Annotated in this window: 17 protein-coding genes; 5 read left to right on the forward strand and 12 right to left on the reverse strand. The window is 52.1% G+C overall.

Annotation, left to right across the window (positions count from 1 at the left end):
• Positions 1-148 precede the first annotated feature (148 nt).
• A complete protein-coding gene (locus tag ACZ520_RS13475) occupies positions 149-682 on the forward strand; it encodes a YceI family protein (protein ID WP_088564567.1) in 534 nt (177 codons plus the stop codon).
• Between the two features lie 19 nt (positions 683-701).
• On the opposite strand, the gene ACZ520_RS13480 is transcribed toward ACZ520_RS13475, so the two are convergent.
• The 4 genes from ACZ520_RS13480 to ACZ520_RS13495 form a co-directional block, all read right to left on the reverse strand.
• Complete coding sequence (locus ACZ520_RS13480; protein WP_232469191.1) at positions 702-1343, reverse strand: response regulator transcription factor; 642 nt, start codon at positions 1341-1343, stop codon at positions 702-704.
• Positions 1344-1377: 34 nt separating this feature from the next.
• A complete protein-coding gene (locus tag ACZ520_RS13485) occupies positions 1378-3093 on the reverse strand; it encodes a sensor histidine kinase (protein ID WP_464126068.1) in 1716 nt (571 codons plus the stop codon).
• A gap of 63 nt (positions 3094-3156) precedes the next feature.
• On the reverse strand, positions 3157-4710 hold the full coding sequence (locus ACZ520_RS13490) for a hypothetical protein (RefSeq protein ID WP_464126070.1): 1554 nt from the start codon (positions 4708-4710) through the stop codon (positions 3157-3159).
• 129 nt (positions 4711-4839) lie between these two features.
• Complete coding sequence (locus ACZ520_RS13495; protein ID WP_464126072.1) at positions 4840-5937, reverse strand: PrpF domain-containing protein; 1098 nt, start codon at positions 5935-5937, stop codon at positions 4840-4842.
• Positions 5938-6028: 91 nt separating this feature from the next.
• On the opposite strand from ACZ520_RS13495, the gene ACZ520_RS13500 reads away from it, so the two are divergent.
• Positions 6029-6799, forward strand: a complete 771-nt coding sequence (locus ACZ520_RS13500) for a protein-glutamine glutaminase family protein (RefSeq protein ID WP_416480179.1) — start codon at positions 6029-6031, stop codon at positions 6797-6799.
• On the opposite strand, the gene mdtD is transcribed toward ACZ520_RS13500, so the two are convergent.
• The 8 genes from mdtD to gloA all read right to left on the reverse strand — a co-directional run bounded on the left by mdtD (position 6796) and on the right by gloA (position 14251).
• Positions 6796-8229, reverse strand: a complete 1434-nt coding sequence (mdtD, locus tag ACZ520_RS13505; RefSeq protein ID WP_464126075.1) for a multidrug transporter subunit MdtD — start codon at positions 8227-8229, stop codon at positions 6796-6798. The two genes, ACZ520_RS13500 and mdtD, sit on opposite strands and share 4 nt — an antisense overlap.
• A gap of 65 nt (positions 8230-8294) precedes the next feature.
• A complete protein-coding gene (locus ACZ520_RS13510) occupies positions 8295-9941 on the reverse strand; it encodes an ATP-binding protein (protein ID WP_464126077.1) in 1647 nt (548 codons plus the stop codon).
• A 123-nt stretch (positions 9942-10064) separates the two neighbouring features.
• The gene (gene ybaK / locus ACZ520_RS13515) at positions 10065-10559 is read right to left on the reverse strand and encodes a Cys-tRNA(Pro) deacylase (protein ID WP_088564560.1); all 495 of its coding nucleotides are present in this window, start codon (positions 10557-10559) and stop codon (positions 10065-10067) included.
• 31 nt (positions 10560-10590) lie between these two features.
• Positions 10591-11736, reverse strand: coding sequence for a CapA family protein (locus ACZ520_RS13520; protein ID WP_088564559.1), 1146 nt, complete (start codon positions 11734-11736; stop codon positions 10591-10593).
• 86 nt (positions 11737-11822) lie between these two features.
• Positions 11823-12491: an AlkZ-related protein gene (locus ACZ520_RS13525; protein WP_088564558.1), complete on the reverse strand. Its 669-nt coding sequence runs from the start codon at positions 12489-12491 to the stop codon at positions 11823-11825.
• Between the two features lie 9 nt (positions 12492-12500).
• Positions 12501-12911, reverse strand: coding sequence for a hypothetical protein (locus ACZ520_RS13530; protein WP_464126080.1), 411 nt, complete (start codon positions 12909-12911; stop codon positions 12501-12503).
• 73 nt (positions 12912-12984) lie between these two features.
• Positions 12985-13737, reverse strand: coding sequence for a monofunctional biosynthetic peptidoglycan transglycosylase (gene mtgA, locus ACZ520_RS13535; RefSeq protein WP_088564556.1), 753 nt, complete (start codon positions 13735-13737; stop codon positions 12985-12987).
• A gap of 4 nt (positions 13738-13741) precedes the next feature.
• Complete coding sequence (gloA, locus tag ACZ520_RS13540; RefSeq protein ID WP_464126082.1) at positions 13742-14251, reverse strand: lactoylglutathione lyase; 510 nt, start codon at positions 14249-14251, stop codon at positions 13742-13744.
• 120 nt (positions 14252-14371) lie between these two features.
• On the opposite strand from gloA, the gene ACZ520_RS13545 reads away from it, so the two are divergent.
• The 3 genes from ACZ520_RS13545 to ACZ520_RS13555 all read left to right on the forward strand — a co-directional run bounded on the left by ACZ520_RS13545 (position 14372) and on the right by ACZ520_RS13555 (position 18519).
• Positions 14372-17008: an ATP-binding protein gene (locus ACZ520_RS13545; RefSeq protein WP_464126084.1), complete on the forward strand. Its 2637-nt coding sequence runs from the start codon at positions 14372-14374 to the stop codon at positions 17006-17008.
• A gap of 140 nt (positions 17009-17148) precedes the next feature.
• Positions 17149-17865 (forward strand): DUF4360 domain-containing protein, encoded by a 717-nt coding sequence (locus ACZ520_RS13550; protein WP_232469181.1) that lies wholly within the window; start codon positions 17149-17151, stop codon positions 17863-17865.
• 57 nt (positions 17866-17922) lie between these two features.
• Entirely contained in the window at positions 17923-18519 is a 597-nt protein-coding gene (locus ACZ520_RS13555) for a DUF4360 domain-containing protein (protein ID WP_088564553.1), read from the forward strand.
• The last annotated feature ends 19 nt before the right edge of the window (positions 18520-18538 follow it).

Here is an 18538-nt window from a genome sequence, read left to right on the forward strand (position 1 = left end):
CTTATGCGGATCATCTTATCTTGAAACAAAGATTCAGGATAGTTCCATATTTGCAACAATCTATTGCAGATATGTCTCCTTACGCAACAATCCCACCCATGGCAGGATGAATCCATAACGAACACTCATCCCCTTGAAGGAGGAACACATGACAACCACTAAATGGAACATCGACCCCATGCACTCCAGCGCCAACTTCACCATCAAACACATGATGATTGCCAAAGTTCACGGCGGCTTTGAAAAACTGTCCGGCAGCCTTTCTTTGGATTCATCTGACATCACCAAATCTTCCATTGAAGCGGTGATCGATGCTTCCAGCATCAACACCCGTGAAACCCAGCGCGACACCCACTTAAAGAGTGCTGACTTCTTTGACGTAGAAAAGTATCCGACCCTGAACTTCAAATCCACCAAAGTGGAAAAAGATGGCGACGATCTGAAGGTCACCGGAAACTTGACCATTCATGGAGTTACCAAAGAGGTGGTTCTGGCAGTGGAAGGTCCGACGGCGGAAATGAAAGACCCGTATGGAAATATTAAAATCGGGATTTCTGCGACGACCAAAATCAAACGCAAGGATTTCGGTCTGACCTGGAACGCGGCCCTGGAGGCCGGTGGCGTGCTGGTCGGTGACGACGTCAGCATCTCTTTGGATGTGCAGTTCGCAAAACAGGTTTAATAAAAAAACGGAAGGGCCTTTAAGCCAGATTGCGCTTCAGGGCCCAGACGCTGATTTCAACAGCGTTGGAAAGATTCAGTTTTCGCATCACATTGGTTTTGTGAGTCTTGATGGTGTGCTCTGAACACTCCAGACATGCGGCCACTTCTTTGTTGGTCTTGCCTTGAGCGATCATGCGCACGACTTCCAGTTCCCGCGGTGTCAGCACATTCGTCAGGCGCGGTTCTTCCATGATTTTTTCAAAAGCAGGGCAAAGATAGTTTTTGTCTTCAATCAGACATTTCACCGCATCTTCGAGAACATCCATGGCAGAGATTTTGGACAGGAGCACCTTCACACCCATGCGCTGATACTGTGCCAGTGTTTCCGCATCTTCACACTGAGTGACCAGCATAAATTTCAGATCCGGACGCGCGGAAGCCGCCATGGTAATAAGCTCCATGCCGGACTGGCCTGGCAACATGTGATCCAACACAACATAGTTCACATCAAGACTCTTAAGATTTTGCAGGGCCGCAGGTACAGTGGACGCTTCGCCCACACACTGAATCTTTGGTGACAATGAAGTCAGCGCCACACGCAACCCATGACGGGTCACCGGATGGTCATCTACAATAAAAAACGATACAGAATTCTGAAGTGTGTTCTCTAGTGTGCTCATGCTTTCCCAACTATTCTCTGACCAGTGTATCAGGTCAACCAAATAACGGCAATTGTACACGGACCAGAGTCCCTTCTCCCTCTGCAGATTCTATGATGAGCACACCACCCATTTGGGTGATAAAGTCCTTCGTGAAGTGCAAACCGATACCAAAACCACCACTGGTGGCTGCGAATGCCGCCCTTGAACTGAACACTTCATCGATCAACTCCTGCGACATGCCGAGGCCATAATCCTGAATGTTCAATTCAACATGGCGCTCAAGCATTCTGCCGGTCACACGCACGACACCTTCACGCGGACTGAAGCGAATCGCATTTGAAAGGATATTGCGAACAACCGCCTCCAGCACTTTACCCGACCCCAAAAGTTGAATCTCCTGCTCGGGCATTTCTTTGTGCAGTTGAATATTCTTTTGCAGCAGTTGCGGTGACAACTGTTCAATAGCGGCATTCACCCGCCCCTGGAAGTCGATGCTTCGCTGACTTTCATCCTCGTGACTCCAGGCCAGCACGTCACGCAACAGATTCATCGAAGACTTGTTTGCATCACGAACCTTTTGCAAAGACTCCACCGGGGTTTGATCTTCGTTTTGCTTCATCTGATTGATCACTCCGGTCAGCAGCATCTGCACTCCGGAAAGGGAACCCGTCAGATCATGAGACAACACCGTCTGTACCTTGCGGCTGAAACGGGTCATTTGCAGAATCTGGGCGTTCAGCTCGCGCAGGGTGCGGTTGCTTTCCTCAAGGTCTGTCACGTCCATCAGCACATAAATCTTGGCGGTTTCAGGTCCCTTGGTCATATGGACCGTGTGTTCGACAATTCTGAAGGTACGGCTGGCGTAGGCAATGGACTCGTCCCCATTCATAATCTCACGAATGACGGGGATCTGTGAGGCTTTTTGGCCGAAATCCTTCGGCCCCAGCTCCAGCAACTTTTTCGCGGCCTGATTGCAGTCCCAGAATTCCCCGTGAGTGTTCAAGACAATCACCGGACTGGGCAAGTGATCAAACACACTTCTTTGCGCCAAAGTGCTGATTTCCAGAAGATCCCCACGAACGGCCGCATAATTCAATGCCAGCATCGAGGGCCAGATCCCGGCGACGGTCAATTGGGTAAACTGGGGCTGAAGCTTGAACACGGTCTGTCCCAAAATTTCGGCTCCGACCGGAATCACGCTGGCCAGGAACATATAAATCGCATGCCGGCGGCGCGGGCCTTTTTTGGTGGCCATCACCCAGAAATAGATCAGGTACAGAACAAGAATCCAAAAGAACGAATACAGCAGATTGGCTTTTTGCAAAGCGCTTCTTTCAAAAATGGGAAGACCTTCAAAGCCTTCTACCAGACGGAAGTTAAAGAAGATCCATTCCTTCGCAAATGGAAAGCCCATTAACGACATGGCGTTGGCTCCGATTACAACTGCAGGAAGCACATACAGAATCCACTGCCAGCGTCTTATCTTTTCCCACAGGTCCGGAAGGAAGATGGCAGCTCCCACCAAAACCCACGTCACGCACAGCGGGGGCAAAACCAACTGCCGCAGATGAGTCATGAAGATTTTAATGGCCATGTCATCAATGACCAGAACGGTGATGATGGAAAAGGACCAGACGGCATAAGTCACCTGGATGCTCAGGATCATCCGGTGCAACAACTGCCGACGATAGGGCCACAGATAACAGCTTAAGACCGTACAAACCGAGAACGTCAGCATCAATGATAGAAACACCAGAAGAAACATCATTGCTAAAAATTCTAACCATGGTCTCTGGAGCGGGCAAATTCATTGAATGCTGACGCTGGGGGCCTAATGAGCCCCGCGACGAGCCTGAAGATCTTTGATAATCTCTTGAGAAGACCTGGTGTCAGGACGTTCGGAGCGAACTCCCCGCTGGCTTTCCAAAGGCTTCGCGCCAATCAGTTGCGAGATGAACTGCGAGGTCCTGGCCACTGTGTTGAAAATGGCCACCGGATTCTTATTCGGAGAACCCGCCAATTCAGTGTCTTTAGCCAAATTGCCGGCAGCCGAGCCCACAGCATAAATCGGCAATTTTTCCCCGCCTGCATCGGCATACTGCCGAGCCAAAACGGTCTCAGCTAAATTCAATTCTTTCAACGGACCCATCACATCAATCATTTCAGGACTTTTCGCCACATTCGAAAGCAATTGACCATTCAGATTGGTATAGCCGGTGGAATCAACAATCATGTCGCCTTCAGCCTGACTGACGATGTTGTTCTTCGCATCCCGAACCGTCACAAGATAACGGCCGTTATCCAGACGCTCGACCTTCTCCACATGGCCAGGCAAACCAGTAATACGATTCTTGTGGTATTGCGGCACGATCATATCAACGTAGCGATCCCAGCCGTTCTGACTTTGGATGTACTCTTCAGCGGTGCGGAAGGTATTGCCGATCCACTGAATCTTGAATTCTTCTTGAGTTTTAACATGAGGATTCAAAAGGCCTTCAATCGCGATGCGTGAGCCATCTCCGTTTCCGATAATGATTAAATCGCGCGGCATGTGCACGCCGAGTTTTTGCAGGCGACTTTCACGCAAGGACACCAGGAAGGCATCAGTGCTCATGATCGGACGCAAGACAGCGGGCTCGGCTTGATGAAGCTTTTGATATTCTGCAAAGGCTGACTGATAAGAGGCATCTTTGACTTTGGTTCCGACTTCACCAAGACCCGTTCCCAGAATCACGTTCTTGGCACGCAGGGTGACCCCCTGGTCGGTCACCACCTCAATCTGCAGTCTGCCATCAACCACAACCTTGTTCACGGCAACCACGGTGGTTTCAAGCATCACGGGAACTTTGGAAACATACTGCTGGCTTTGAATATGGGTCGCAAGTTGCGTCGAATGCGCATACATCTGCGAAGTCAGATGGGACAAACTGCCCACGCCACCCGGGAAGTCATGCATGGACAGACGTTGAGCTTCAATGCTGTTGATATAGAAATCTTTTTCCGCAAAAGTCTTGGCCACCAGATCGGTCTTTTCAACCACCAAAGACTTCAGGTTGGTTTTTCCCAGCACCAAAGACGCCGCCGCACACTGTGGCCCGGCACCCAGACACAGCACATCCAGCTCTATCGTTTTGCCTTTATTTGCATTTTTTAGCGCTGTCGACTGACGAGTCATTTCCTGCATCAGGAATTTGGACACCTTCAGACTTTCCTGCTGTTCGTGCTGGATTCTTTTTAAAGTTGCAGGATCCTGCGGAAAGGGCTTGCCGCCACTTTCTTTCCAGACACTGGGTGCAAAGACAGATTCACAGGTCAGTGCCGCCTGGGACGCAGGCCCCACCAGCATCAGCGAAATCAAAAGGGATAAAAATCGTGTCTTGCTCACAAAGAACCTCAAAAGCCAACGGGCAAAATCGCCCGAAGCCCTTAAAGCAACCGCTATGCCACTTTAGCACCCTTGTGAAATCGTCCAGAAGACATTCAACTGTTCAAGGTTTTTACATCGGGACGGTTTTCAGCCGAAGATACGGCCCGCAAACAGCAGCCTTGCCGTCCTGAAGAAACTGCCGCTGACGGCAGTCCACTGGCCCATTTCCGTGGTGACTTCCGCACTTAACGTCAGAACCCCCGAGGGCATTCCGATCTGCACTTCATTTGTCACTCTTTGCGCGAGTTCATGAACCACAGTTCCGGGAATCTTCGCGGCCACGGCGGCACACAAAGACACAGTCAAAGGCAAAGCCTTGTGGGGCTGCCCGCTGGCAATCACCCGCATCGAAAAATTCATTTCATCTGATGACGGTGCGCTGACCAAAGCGATGTATGGAATGGCGATCGAGTTTTTGGCCGTTTCAAGATCGGGCGCAATCCCCATCTTCACTGAACCCAATCGACGAATCAGATCCAGCTTTTTCAACAGGTCCCCAGAACTTTCAAGCTGGGCCGGAGTCTCTGCCCCCGTCAGCCCCACATCCAGAGCGCGCACAAATACACAGGGGTTCGCCGCATCCACCAAAGAAACTTCCACGGATTCAGAATCAGAGATTTTCAGCGTATCGCAAACTTGTCCGGTGGGCAGAAGCTTTCCAGTCACCGCCCCACCGGGCTGCTGGAACTCAAGCCTTACCGGCGCGGCGGTGCCGCTGACTCCGGGAATGGCAAAGTCACCGGTGAAAACGGGCTCGCCATTTTCCACCGGGAAGTAAGCATGAATGACTTTGGCCGTGTTGGTATTAAAGATACGCACGCAGGCTTCATTGCCCGCAGGCTTCACCCATCCCGCCATCACCGCAAAAGGCCCCACTGCAGAACTGACGTTGCCGCAGTTGCCTTTGTAATCCACTTTGGCTTCGTTCACCGACACCTGGGCAAAGGTGTAATCCACATCAGCATCTTCGCGCAAAGAAGGCGACAGCACACACACTTTGGAAAGGGAAGAGATCCCGCCGCCCATGCCGTCCAACTGACGACCGTGTGAATCGGGGCTTCCCATGCAGGACAGAAAAATCTCATTCCAAAGCGCCGGATCCGAAGGCAGATCGTCTTTTTTGAACACCACCACGCGGCTGGTGCCGCCTCGCATGTATACTGCCGGGAAAGATCGCTGTGCCATTCATTTGCTCCTGGGAAATACCCCTGAAAACCCCGACCATCATCCAGTGAAATGACTTATGCCTGAAGGGTGTCCTGCCGAAAAGATTCCCATGGGTAAGATCATTTTGCCACTTCTTTTGCTGTTCTGTCAGGCGGGCTTTGCCGCCGATGATCTGTCGTCCTTTGCCGCAAATTTAGACACCACCCTGCGCTATCTGAACAACCGCGAAAACGTGCCGTGCAAAACCGAAAAGCCGACCGAAGCCAAAGTGGCCACCGCCACCCTTCAGGGAGATAAAGCCACGGTGATGAGCGAAGCCGATGCGCAAAAGCTTTTCAGTGAACTGAAGTCCAACGGCGACATTCCTTTTGAGTTTTCCATCGCGGGCTGCGAAGAGCGCGCCCATGAAATGTCGCGCCTGATGCTGCTAAAAGGTATCACCCCGCTGAAGGTCTTTGCATCCGTGAACGAAGACGAATCACCGCGCCTGCGCCGCCCGAATCCCACCAAAAACGGCATGACCGTGGACTGGAAATACCATGTGGCCCCGGTGGTGCTGGTTAAAAAAGGTTCTGAACTGGTTCCTTATGTGATGGACCCGTCACTGGAGAAAAAAGCCGTGCCGGTTTCTGAGTGGCAGGCCACCATGACCCGGCACAATCCAAAGATGAAAGTGAACTTAAAATTCACCCCGGCTGCAACCTACAATGATGCCGGCACTATCCGCGTGAACTTCAAGGACAATGATTTCAACAAGTCTGTCCAGGGCACATTGAAAGAATACAAAGTGCGCAGCAAAGAGGTCGATGGCGAAGACAACCTATGGTTTGAACTGATGCGCAACGAAGAGCGCATGATGATGATCGACGAAGGCTACTAGTGCAGTGACGGTTCACTTTGCGGGATGGGCTCTTTCTTGCGCTCCCCTTCCGGCACCTGCCAGAAGATCGCCGCCGAACTGCAGGTGATCACCCCCATACAAATGAAAGTCCACTGGAACGTGCGCAAAGCACCGTGATTGGCTGTACCAAACTGATCTGAAAAACCTGTCAGCATGGCCCCGGCCGCCGCGACCGCCAGACTCATCGCCAGCATTTGCATCATGGAATAAAGGCTGTTGCCACTGCTGGCGTATTCACTGCCCAGATCTTTCAGCGTCAGCGTGTTCATCGCCGTGAACTGCAGGGAATTCACCCAGCCAAAAAAGAACAACTGCACCAGACGAAGCCACATCGGCTGGGATTCCGACATCAAGGCAAAACTGGCCATAGTCAGTCCCACCAGCAAAGTGTTACCGACAAGCATATTGCGATAACCCGTGCGCGTGATTAAGGGGGCGGCAAAGCGTTTGGCCAGAATCCCGGCCACCGCCATCGGGATCATCATCATTCCGGCGTAGGACGGCGAATAGCCCAACCCCACCTGCAAAAGCAGCGGCAGCAAAAACGGCATCGCACCACTTCCGATACGGGCGAATAAATTCCCCAGCAATCCGATGTTATAGGTTCCGATTTTAAAAAGATTCAACGAAAACAACGGAGCCTCTGTGCGCCCGGCATGCAGCCAGTACGCAGCCAAACTTGCAAGACCGAACACCAGCAGAATCATCACCAGGCCCGGACGCAGCCCCAGTTCGGCCAGCCCTTCCATGCCGAATGAAATGGACACCATACTGAATGCCAAAAGCACATAACCTGAAATATCAAAGCGCGAAGCTTTCGCCCCGCGAAGATCCGGCATCAGTTTGTAAGTGGCCCAGCACCCGACAAGGCCGACCGGAATGTTGATCAGGAATATCCAGTGCCAAGAAGCGTACTCAACCAGCCACCCGCCAAGGGTGGGCCCAATCAAAGGGCCGATCAGACCGGGAATGGTGACAAAGCTGATGGCTTGCAAAAACTTGTCAGCCGGAAACGCGCGAAGAACCGCCAGACGCCCCACCGGCAGCAACAAGGCGCCCCCCGCCCCTTGCAACACGCGAGATATCACCAACTGTGGCAACGTTTGAGAGAAGGCACAGCAGAGCGACCCCAGGGTGAACGCCAGGATCGCCCCCAGATAAACCTTTTTGGTTCCGAAGCGATCGGTGATCCATCCCGAGGAAGGAATCAGTAACGCAATAGTCAGGGAATAGGCAATCACCACGGACTGCATGTAAAGCGGACTTTCACCAAGACTCTTCGCCATCCCCGGCAGTGCGGTGTTGACGATGGTGGAATCCAGGGTCTCCATGAAAAAGCCGATGGCGACCAGCCACAATAAAAGGTTTTGGGATCGTTCGTCTGATTTTGCTGAAGCAGCAGAGGCCATAAGAAACTCGATTTCTATGATTCCCCTGATCTTACTCCAAGATGACTGTCCCCACAATCACTGTGCTAATGCGTATAGTTCGCACTGTTAAGTTCCACCAGACTGCGAATCAACTGAGGAACAGCAAAGGGCTTCCCCATAAAGGAATCAAATCCCTCTCCCAATGCTTTGGATTCACTGCCCTTATCCACGAAGGCCGTCAAGGCCATCATCGGAACCTGCCGTGAAAACCGCGTTTCCCCGGCGCGTATCCTGTGCGCGAAAGAAAAGCCATCTTCACCGGGCATGCTCAGATCACAAACAATCAGATCCACCGCACCTTGAGACCGCAGCGCTTCCTCGACGGAGTCTGCCGCCACCACGTCAGCACCGTTGATTCGCAAAACTGTTTCCATCACCTGAAGTGAGTCTTTATCATCATCCACCACCAGAATGTGAGCTCCCAGCAAAGGTTTGGGGTTGCGGGGTGCGGGTGTGGCAGGCGTTTCGTTAAGGATCTCCCCTTGCTTGCTTAAAGCGGGAATTGAAAATGAGAACTCCGAACCTTTGCCTGTCCCTGCGCTGCGGGCGACAATGGTTCCCTGATGAGCCTCCACCAAGTGCCGTGAGATGGACAGCCCCAGCCCCAGACCGCCGAATTTTCTTGTGGTCGAGCCGTCCGCCTGACGGAATCGTTCAAAGGCCTGGGGGATAAACTCCGGCTCCATGCCGACGCCTTCATCTTTTACTGAAACTGAGAAACTGGGGCCCTGACGGACCACGGTCACCTCGACCTTGCTTTTGGCATGTGAAAACTTGATGGCATTGATCAGCAGATTATTGACGATTTGTTTCAGTCGCTCGGCATCCCCCTGGATCATGGCGGTGGTCACACCCTTGGCGATCTCGATGTGAATGTCCTTTTTTTCCGCCATCAGGCGAACCGCATCGACAGCCTGATTCACCACCTCCACCAGATCCACGGGATGTTTTTCCATGTGAAAACGCCCCAGCAAAATGCGCGAGGAATCCAGCAGGTCCTCTATGATGCGGGTTTGATTGCGTGCATTGCGTTCGATGGTTTCAAGCCCCAGGCGCGCGTCCCTGTCCCCGGGATTGGACTCCAGCAGAATTTCGGCCCATCCCATGATCGAATTCAAAGGCGTGCGCAGTTCATGCGACACCGTCATCAAAAATTCGTCCTTGGAGCGATTGGCTTCTTTCAGTTCCTCGATACGTTTTTGCAGATCATTATAGTTGTTCAGATTTTCGATACTGACCGAAACAGAGTCTGCAAGTGCGCGCAACAGTTCGCGCTGCTCATCGGTGGGAAGTCTTTGGTCCTTCCAGTAAGTGCCAATGGCGCCGATGGGGTCCTCGCGCCGGATCGGGGTCATCATCATGCTTTTAACAAAGGTCGGACGATAAGCGTCCCACGGCACACGAGAGTCCCGATAAATGTCCTCGATGATCACGGTTTCTTTGTGCAGCATGGCCCAGCCGGAAACGCAGGACTCCAGCGGAAAACGCTGACCCTTCCACAAAGGACTGATCGCATCCTCGTCTGCATAGAAACAAAAGTCCCCGTCTTTTAAAACAAAGGTGGCTCCGTCCGCATCGGCAATCACCCGGGCGGCAGTCCGCACCAGCTTTGTGATTTCATCTAAAGACCGGGCCGCAGACAGGTTTTGAATCACTTCCACAAGCTTTCTAACACCGCCATCATACGACATGAAACCTCCGAACAAGCGCTGGTCTCAGACTATGTGGGTTCAAAAAATTGTCCATCAAAGACAATCTTGAGAATCTTGAAGATGTAAACAAACAAAGAAATAGCTATTTATTGCAGACGGTAATCAAGAAGCTTTAACACCGACATGAACCAAAGTTGGTTGTAAAAGCCTTTGGACTTCCTGCGGTTTCAAAGAAACCAGGAATCCACGCTTGCCGCCATTGATATAAATAAGATCCAGATCCAGAATGGTTTTTTCCATATACACAGGCATCTCGCGTTTGGTTCCAAACGGAGATGTTCCGCCGACCTGATAACCTGAATGGCGATCCGCCACTTCAGGCTTGCACGGAGAAATCGTTTTCACACCCAGCTCACGCGCCAGTTGTTTTGTTGATACCTGCAAATCCCCGTGCATCAGAACCACCAGGGGTTCCTTTTTTTCATTTTCCATGATCAGGGTTTTGATCACGTGATGTTCAGGAACTCCCAGTTCTTTTGAGGAATGAGACGTGCCGCCTTTTTCTTCATAGGGAAAAAGATGTCCGGTGTACTGCACCTGATGTTTTTGCAGTTCACGAATAGCCAGGGTCACAGGAAATTTGTCTTTGTCGCTCATGGCCCCAGTGTAACTCCGGGGCCTGAGCAAATCATTCACTTTTCGTGCACAGATGACTCATCAGGTCCCCGGCGGCATCAAGCCGGCGTTCTTTGCCGTACATGCTGGCAACATGATCGAACACCGCCTGATTTTTGGTGACTGGATAAACCTCTGCACCTTCACGATAAGTTGGCGTGTAAGAAGCGCCAAAGACTTTCACCCGGCCGGCGCTGCGGGCCAGCCCCAGATAAACCACCAGACCGGTCTTTCGCGCCAAGCCCGCCTGCCCCGCCACGAAGTTCCCCAGTGAATAGGCCACAAGTGTTTCGCGCCCGTCCTTGGTGACATACTTTTCCCACGGTTGCAGCACATGGGGGTGCGAGCCGATGATTGCCGTCACCCCGGCCTCCAGATAGCGTTTTGCAAAAGCCTTTTGCCGCGAATCAGGAGAATGTTTGTATTCCTGCCCCCAGTGCGGCAGCAAAATCAGCGCATCGACACTGGAATCCGCAGTGATACTTTTAATCAGCTCCACCATCTTGTCGGGGTTCTTATAACAAAACAGCACCTGATCCCTGCTGTCGTTGTGTCCGTTGCTCATTTCCGTGCAGCCCAGGAAGGCTACCCGGAAGCCCCCGATGGTGGCAATGTGATGGAAGGCCCCGCTGCGTTCTGATGACAGACGAATGCCCACAGTGGGAATCCCCACATTGCGTGCCGCGCGAATGGTCTTGTCAATCCCCAGCCAACTGCGATCCAAAGAGTGATTATTGGCCACGGTCAAAAGATCATAACCCGAGCGATACAGATCCGACAAAATACGCGGATGATAATTGAAGGAAAAATTAGAGCCCGAATACACCACCTCATCATAGATAAAGCCGACGTCGCCGTGGTCCTTGCCCCGCTTATCGACCCCCAATGCAGCCGGTCCCTCCAGATTGCCCACGGAAAAATGCGCTTTGGTCATCAGCGCATCGGTCCTTCGCCAGATTTGGCTAAAGTGCTGCGTGCCGCTGACCACAGCACGGTACAAAGCTTCATGCACCAGAATATCACCCACGAAGGATAGACTGATTCGGTCCTGCCCGTCCTGACATTCCGTCTGAAACTGCACATCCGGCGCGGCCCTGGCCTGGGTGGGGTGAATGAAAAGAACCGCAATCAAAAGAAGGATGAAGTGATGTCTTGGCATAGACTTCACTTTTTCCTGAATTTAATGCCGAGGCAAAAGCACCTTCGCGGCTTTGAATAAATACAGCGCTGGCAAAAGGCAGCAAACTAAAGCTGAGCGCTGCTTTTCGCCATCTTCTGTGCGTACTTGAAAAACGGATTGTCAGAGCCCAGTTTGTTTTCCAGAAAGGCCTCGGCCTTTTCGGGACTGAGGTTTTGGGATTGAAGCCAGAGGTCTTCGAAAAGATTCTGGGAAGCGGCCATGTTCAGGGAGGGAAAACTGGAATCCTGCACTTCACCATAACCCACCAGAAGCAGATAATTCCACAGGGGCTTCATCGCCCGGTTGTAGTGGCTTTCCATCAGCTTTCCCTGCCAGCCCAGATTTTCCTTGATCACTTTGGTGGACTGCGGGGAATCCAGCAGAAAACTATCCAACGCTTCCTGACTGGAACGCGGCAGTTGAAGGCGCCCCTGAGAGCTGCCCAGATAGGCCAGCAGATTTACGAACACTTCCTTTGAAAAAAAAGTCGCGCGGTTGCGGAACCACTTGGCATAGATGACTTCCTCACTGCGTGACAGCTCTTCGCGCAGCACCCACATTTCAGCCACGCGGTTGTCGCCCTCCTGATCCCACTCCCAGCGCATTTTGGTGCGCGGATAAAGTTCAGACCACAGGCTTGCCGGCTCTTTGCGGTTTTCCAATGGATACACCAGCAGACAGCCCCGCTCGTTGATTGCCTTCACCATCTGCGCTTTTTTCTTTTTTGAACTCATGGGAAAATTCTATTCCTGCAGGGTCACGGGCGCAACCTCGAGTTCAAAGGCCGGGGCACCGGATTCCAGCCACGCCTTCAGCAGTTCATACTGACGCACAGTCAGCATGCCCCCCAGAGGCATGCGTTTTTCCACGATGGCCGCCTGATAGATTCTTGCGGCGTTGAAGCTGGCCTCTGCATAGGAATCCAAAGCAACCCCGCCCCGTGTGACTCCAAACAGATGACTGTGACAGCGATAGCAACTGACCGAAAAGACTTCCGCATCCACATTGGGATAATGCAGTTCCTGCGGATCCACGGGCTTTTGCGGATTGGTGTCGGGATCTTTTTGCCCCGAGCTGTCCCCAGAGGAAATCGCCCCGCAGGAAACCAGTCCCGACGTCAGCAGCAAAAGCACAAGCCAGACAAAATGGTGCATAAATCCCCTCGTGACTTAATGAAAGCTTTGGGGATTCGGCGGGCGAAGGCAATCTGTCCTTCAACGCTGGATTTTAGTTGGCGGATTCATCTTCTTCGCTGTCAAACTTCAGATCCAGGAAGTCCAGAACAGAAGCATCGGCGGCTTTGGGAATGGCCGGAGCCACGCGATTCAGAATACGGCGCTGACGGCCGACAACATAGTTGGAAGGCCGGTCAATACGGAAGCGCCGCGGATTTGGCAAAACGGCAGCGATCAACGACGCCTGATAAGGATTGATATTGCGGGCGCTGCGTTTGAAGTACTTCTGCGAAGCCGCCTCGACCCCGTAAACTCCAGGACCCAGTTCGATCACATTCAGGTAAACTTCCATGATGCGCTCTTTGGGCCAGGTGAATTCAATCAAAATGGTGAAATAGGCTTCAAGCCCTTTGCGAACCCAGTCGCGCTGGGGCCACAAGAACACATTCTTGGCCGTTTGCTGGGTGATGGTGCTGGCGCCTTTTTTTCGTTTATGGGTCTTGTTGTACTTCATCGCCTTTTCAATGGCGTCAAAGTCAAAACCATTGTGCTCAAAGAAGCGATAGTCCTCGGCCTTCAGCACGGCTTTTTGCACGGATGGGGAAATCTCTTCCAGCGGCACCCAGTCCTTGTGAATGCCGACAAACTCTTCACCCCACAACGAACTGACCGAGCGAATCACCATCAAAGGTGTCAGCGGCACCGGAACGAAGCGATAAAGCAAAACGAATCCCAGACTGCTCACGAAAAAGAGCAGCACTGCTTTCAGGATCCATTTTCTTAAAGTTTGCCAACGACTGCGCATGTTTTTACAAAAGACCCGGTTGAACCACCTCAATCCAATATTGATCCGGATCTTTGATAAAAGCGATGTTTTTCATGCCGCCCTCGCCCAGACGTTTTTGAAAGTTCACACCCAGGGATTCAAAACGGGCACAGGCCTGCTGAATGTCCGGGACTGAAATACAGATATGACCAAAACCGCGAGGTTCGGTATTGCCGTTATGGTAGGGAGTGGTCTCTTGCTCTTCAGTGCCCCAGTTGTGGGTCAGCTCCAGAACCGCTTCCCGACCAAAGGCATAGCGGGCATTGGCTTCGTTCTCGGCAGGGACATCCGTTCCTTCCGGCACATAGGCCAAAAAGAACAAAGAAAACTTCCACTCGGCAAAATCCAGTTTGCGCACCAGCTTCATCCCCAAAATGCGGGTGTAAAAATCCAGGGAGGCTTTAGGATCTTTGATTCTAAGCATGGTGTGGTTGAATACGTACTTTTGTGTTTCTTTGTCGGGGCTCACGCACACCCCCGCGATGTTTGACATGGAATTCTCCTAACCGTGGCCTATTCATAACATGCTTTTGACAACAGTACAAAAAGGCATTTGGTAGAGGGTAAATAGGTATAGATTGTTTCCCCTCTGGAACACCGATAAAATGGACTCATGTTCCAACGGCTTCTTAAGACATGGGCTTTTCAAACCTTTCTTATTTTTGTTCTGTATTATCTGACAGGACGGCTGGGGCTTTTGCTGGCGTTACCCCCGGGTTATGCGTCATTGGTTTGGCCCCCATTTGGTATCAGTATCGCGGCGTTGTTGCTTTTTGGAATCAACCGCTGGCCCGGTGTTCTTGTGGGTGCCTTCCTGATCAATGCCCGCCACCTGGAAACTATTTCAAATCTGCTGCTGCCTCTGGGAATTTCTGTCGGAAACACCCTGTCGGTGGTCATCGCCGCCGTTTTAATCCGACGTTTTCTCCGTTTTCCCAAACGCTTCTATCTTGAGCGCGAAGTGATTCTGTTTCTGTTTTTAGCAGGACCGGTCGCGGCCCTGATCAGTGCCAGTTGGGGCGTGGGACTGCTTTATTTTAACCACGTGCTGACGCCCAAAAATATTTCAATGAACTGGATTCACTGGTTCGTCGGGGATTCCATAGGCGGTCTGATCCTTGCGCCACTGGCCCTGATGTTCTCCACCCAGTCACGCCGTTACTGGCTGAAGTCTGTCACCAAAGTTCTTGTCCCGGTGTGCGTGGCCTTTGCCCTGATTCTTTCCGCCTCCCAATACCTGACCCACTCGGAAAAAGAGAAACAGGCCGCCGAGTTCACCCGCAAGGCTGAATTCACCTTCAATGTTCTGGAAAAGGACTTCAACGGCAACATCGACATGCTGGTGTCCCTGAAAAGCTTCTTTGACAGCTCTACCACGGTGACCCGTCAGGAATTCCATGATTTTGCCACCACCCTGCATTCGCGCCGACCCGAAGTTCAGGCCCTGGCCTGGATTCCGTATGACCGAAAACAGCCGGAAAAATTCCAGATTGAATACATTGAACCCGTTTCCCAAAACAGCCAGGTGCTGGGCTATGATTTCGGAAATCATCCCGAGCGCAGCACGCTGCTGAAAAAAGCGCTTGAGAAAAAACGTATCATCACCTCAAGCCCTGTTGAACTGAATGAATTCAACCACACCTCCCGCGGGATCTATCTGATAATGGCCATCGGCCGACCGGAAGGGGTGCTGCTGGAGGTCGTGCGCCTGGACGGAATATTGCGCGACCTGACTGATGTGCTGAATGACCCGAGCTATCGTGTTTTGATTGAAGACGTCACCCAGGCGTCCGCCCGCGAATTAATGATCGACACCCTGAACGACCGGGCTGGTGAGTTTCATGCAGACTTTAAATGGAGCTCGCATCTTGAGGTTGGCGATCGACAGTGGGAAGTCACCGTTCAGCAGGACATCTCGTTGCGGGAAGGATCGGCATTCAATGCGGCGGTGTTCCTGCTGACGTCCCTGGTCTTTGTGTTTTTGATCTGTGCCCTGCTGCTGACGATCGCCAACCGGATCATCACGGTGGAAGAAATCGTGGACGAGAAAACCCAGCATCTGATCGACCTCAATGTTCAGCTTAAGAAAGCCTCTGAAACCAAATCCGAATTCCTGGCCAACATGAGCCACGAAATCCGCACCCCCCTGAATGTGATTGTCGGCATGTCCGACCTGCTTGAGGAATCCACGCTGAACGAAGAGCAGAAACACTATGTCGATATTTCGAAAAAGGCCGGACACAATCTTTTAAGCATCATCAACGACATTCTGGATATTTCGAAAATTGAGGCGGGCCTGGTGACTTTGGAAAAAACCGAAGTCAACCTGCACAGTCTGGTCGCCGATGTCACCGAAATGTTTGAGCTGAAGGCCCGCGAAAAAAATCTGGAACTGACTGTTTATCTTAGCGAGGACACACGCGGGATATTCATGGGTGATCCGACGCGCATCCGGCAGGTTCTTTCCAATCTGATCAGCAACTCCATAAAGTTCACCACCGAAGGATTCATCCGGGTCGAGCTGATGAAGAACCAAACTAATATGGAAGGCAACCTGATCTTCCACGTCAGCGACACCGGCATTGGCATTCCGCGAGAAAAAATTCCGCAGTTGTTTCAGCCATTCACCCAGGCTGATTCCACCATCACCCGCAAGTTCGGCGGCACCGGGCTGGGGCTTTCCATTTCAAAACGTCTGGTTAAGATGATGAATGGCGATATCACCATTGAAAGTGAACTGCATCGCGGAAGCCGTTTTTCATTCAGTCTGGATCTGCCCTGGCTGCGTGACGTGCAGGAAGAATTGCTGGCTCAGGTCACGGCCACTGTCCCGGCTTCGTCTTCACAGACCCCACAGGAACCCCTGTCCATCCTTATTGTTGATGACACTGACGACAACCGTCTGTTGATCAAGGCTTATCTGAAAAACACGCCTCACCGGATCACAGAAGCCGGCAATGGCCAACAGGCGCTGGACCTGGTGCAAAAGCAGCGGTTTGATCTGATATTAATGGATATGCAGATGCCGGTGATGGATGGCTTCACCGCCACCCAGAAAATTCGCAAATGGGAAAAGGATCACAAACTGCCGGCCGCCACGATCTGGGCGCTGACCGCCTTTGCTCTGAAAAACGAGATCGATCGCAGTCTTTCTGTTGGCTGCAACATGCATCTGGTAAAACCGCTGCGCAAAGCAGATCTGCTGAATCATATCCAAAAACTGAGCGAAGAACGACACCAGCATCGCTAGTGCGTCATGACAGAGGTGGAGCCACGCTGCCACCGATAAAGCTGGCCCGGCCCTTGCTATATGGATTCCCAGGTGACCGATGTCACCAGTTTCTGGGGGGAAACATTATGATCTGGCGGGGAATCACATCATTAATTGGAATGTCCTTATTGTTATCGGCACCAGCCGCCTTGGCCCAAACGCCACCAGGCATCCGCATTCACAGCATCCAGGCCGTGGGCTCGGGATGTCCAGCGGGCACTTACAACGCCACAATTTCACCGGATGCACAGACCTTCTCTTTACTTCTGGACAATTTTATCGCTGAGTCCACCATGCACCGCCCGATCGTTCGCCTGAACTGTGAACTGAAGGTGAATTTCCAGGTGCCGGCAGGATGGACTTTCGCGGTGACCTCCGCAGACTATCGCGGCTTTGCCTACGCTGAAGCCGGAACGATGGTGACCCATCAGGCCCTTTATTCTTTTGATGGCAGCAAACCCCGCAACGAACGCCCCGGCTATGAAAACGGCGGCACCTACAATTTCCGCGCACAGGAATTCCGCGGACCGTACAACGACACTTATTACATCCGTCACCAGGTCGACACTCGTGTTGCACCATGGGCCGCATGCAACGCCAATTCTGTTCAGTCACTTTACATCACGACTTATCTGATGGCCCGCAATCTGAATTTATCGTCACTGCTGACAGCCCAGATCACTCTGGACAGTATCGACGGTCAGGTGCAGTCCCAAAAATACCAACTGGCGTGGAAGACCTGCCGACCAAGCAACGGCGGTGTCAATCAACCACCGGGACGCGATCCGGGACCGGGTCGGCCGAACAATCCTGGAAGACCACCGCGTTTTCCATAATTAAAAATTAAAAACCAAATTAACGAACTAACAATGTCATAATCACAAGGGGGATTTATGAAAGGTAAACTATTGATCGCAATCGCGGGGATGATCTCTGCAATGAGTCTGCAAGCCAATGCTCAGGAAATTCGCCTGGGTCAACCAGCCTACGGTGGAACCGGCTGTCCTGCGGGCAGTGCCAGTGTCACTGTCAGTCCGGATGCTTCTGCACTCAGTATCCTGTTCGATAACTATGTGGCTGAAGCCGGTAACGGCCGCTCCATGGATCGCAAGTCCTGTAACATCTCTGTTCCAGTGACCGTGCCAAGCGGCTACAGCGTGGCGGTGATCCAGGTTGACTACCGTGGATTCAACTTCGTGCCTCGTGGTGGTATGTCACGCTTTGATGCGGAATACTTCTGGGCAGGGGCCCGTGGTCCTCGCATCAGCCGCACCTTCATGGGTCCGGTGAACGACAGCTACACGATCTCTGACGGTCTGCTTGCCAGCACTATGGTTTGGACGCCGTGCGGAGCCAACGTGAACTTGCGTGTCAACACATCCATGATGGCTAAATCCAACGCCCGTGGTGAACAGACCCTGGCAACGGTGGATAGCGCCGACATCAGCTCCGGCCTGATCTACCACTTACAATGGAGACGTTGCAGATAGTGACTTAAGAACCCCAATT

The organism is Bdellovibrio sp. BIS2, from assembly GCF_055398295.1.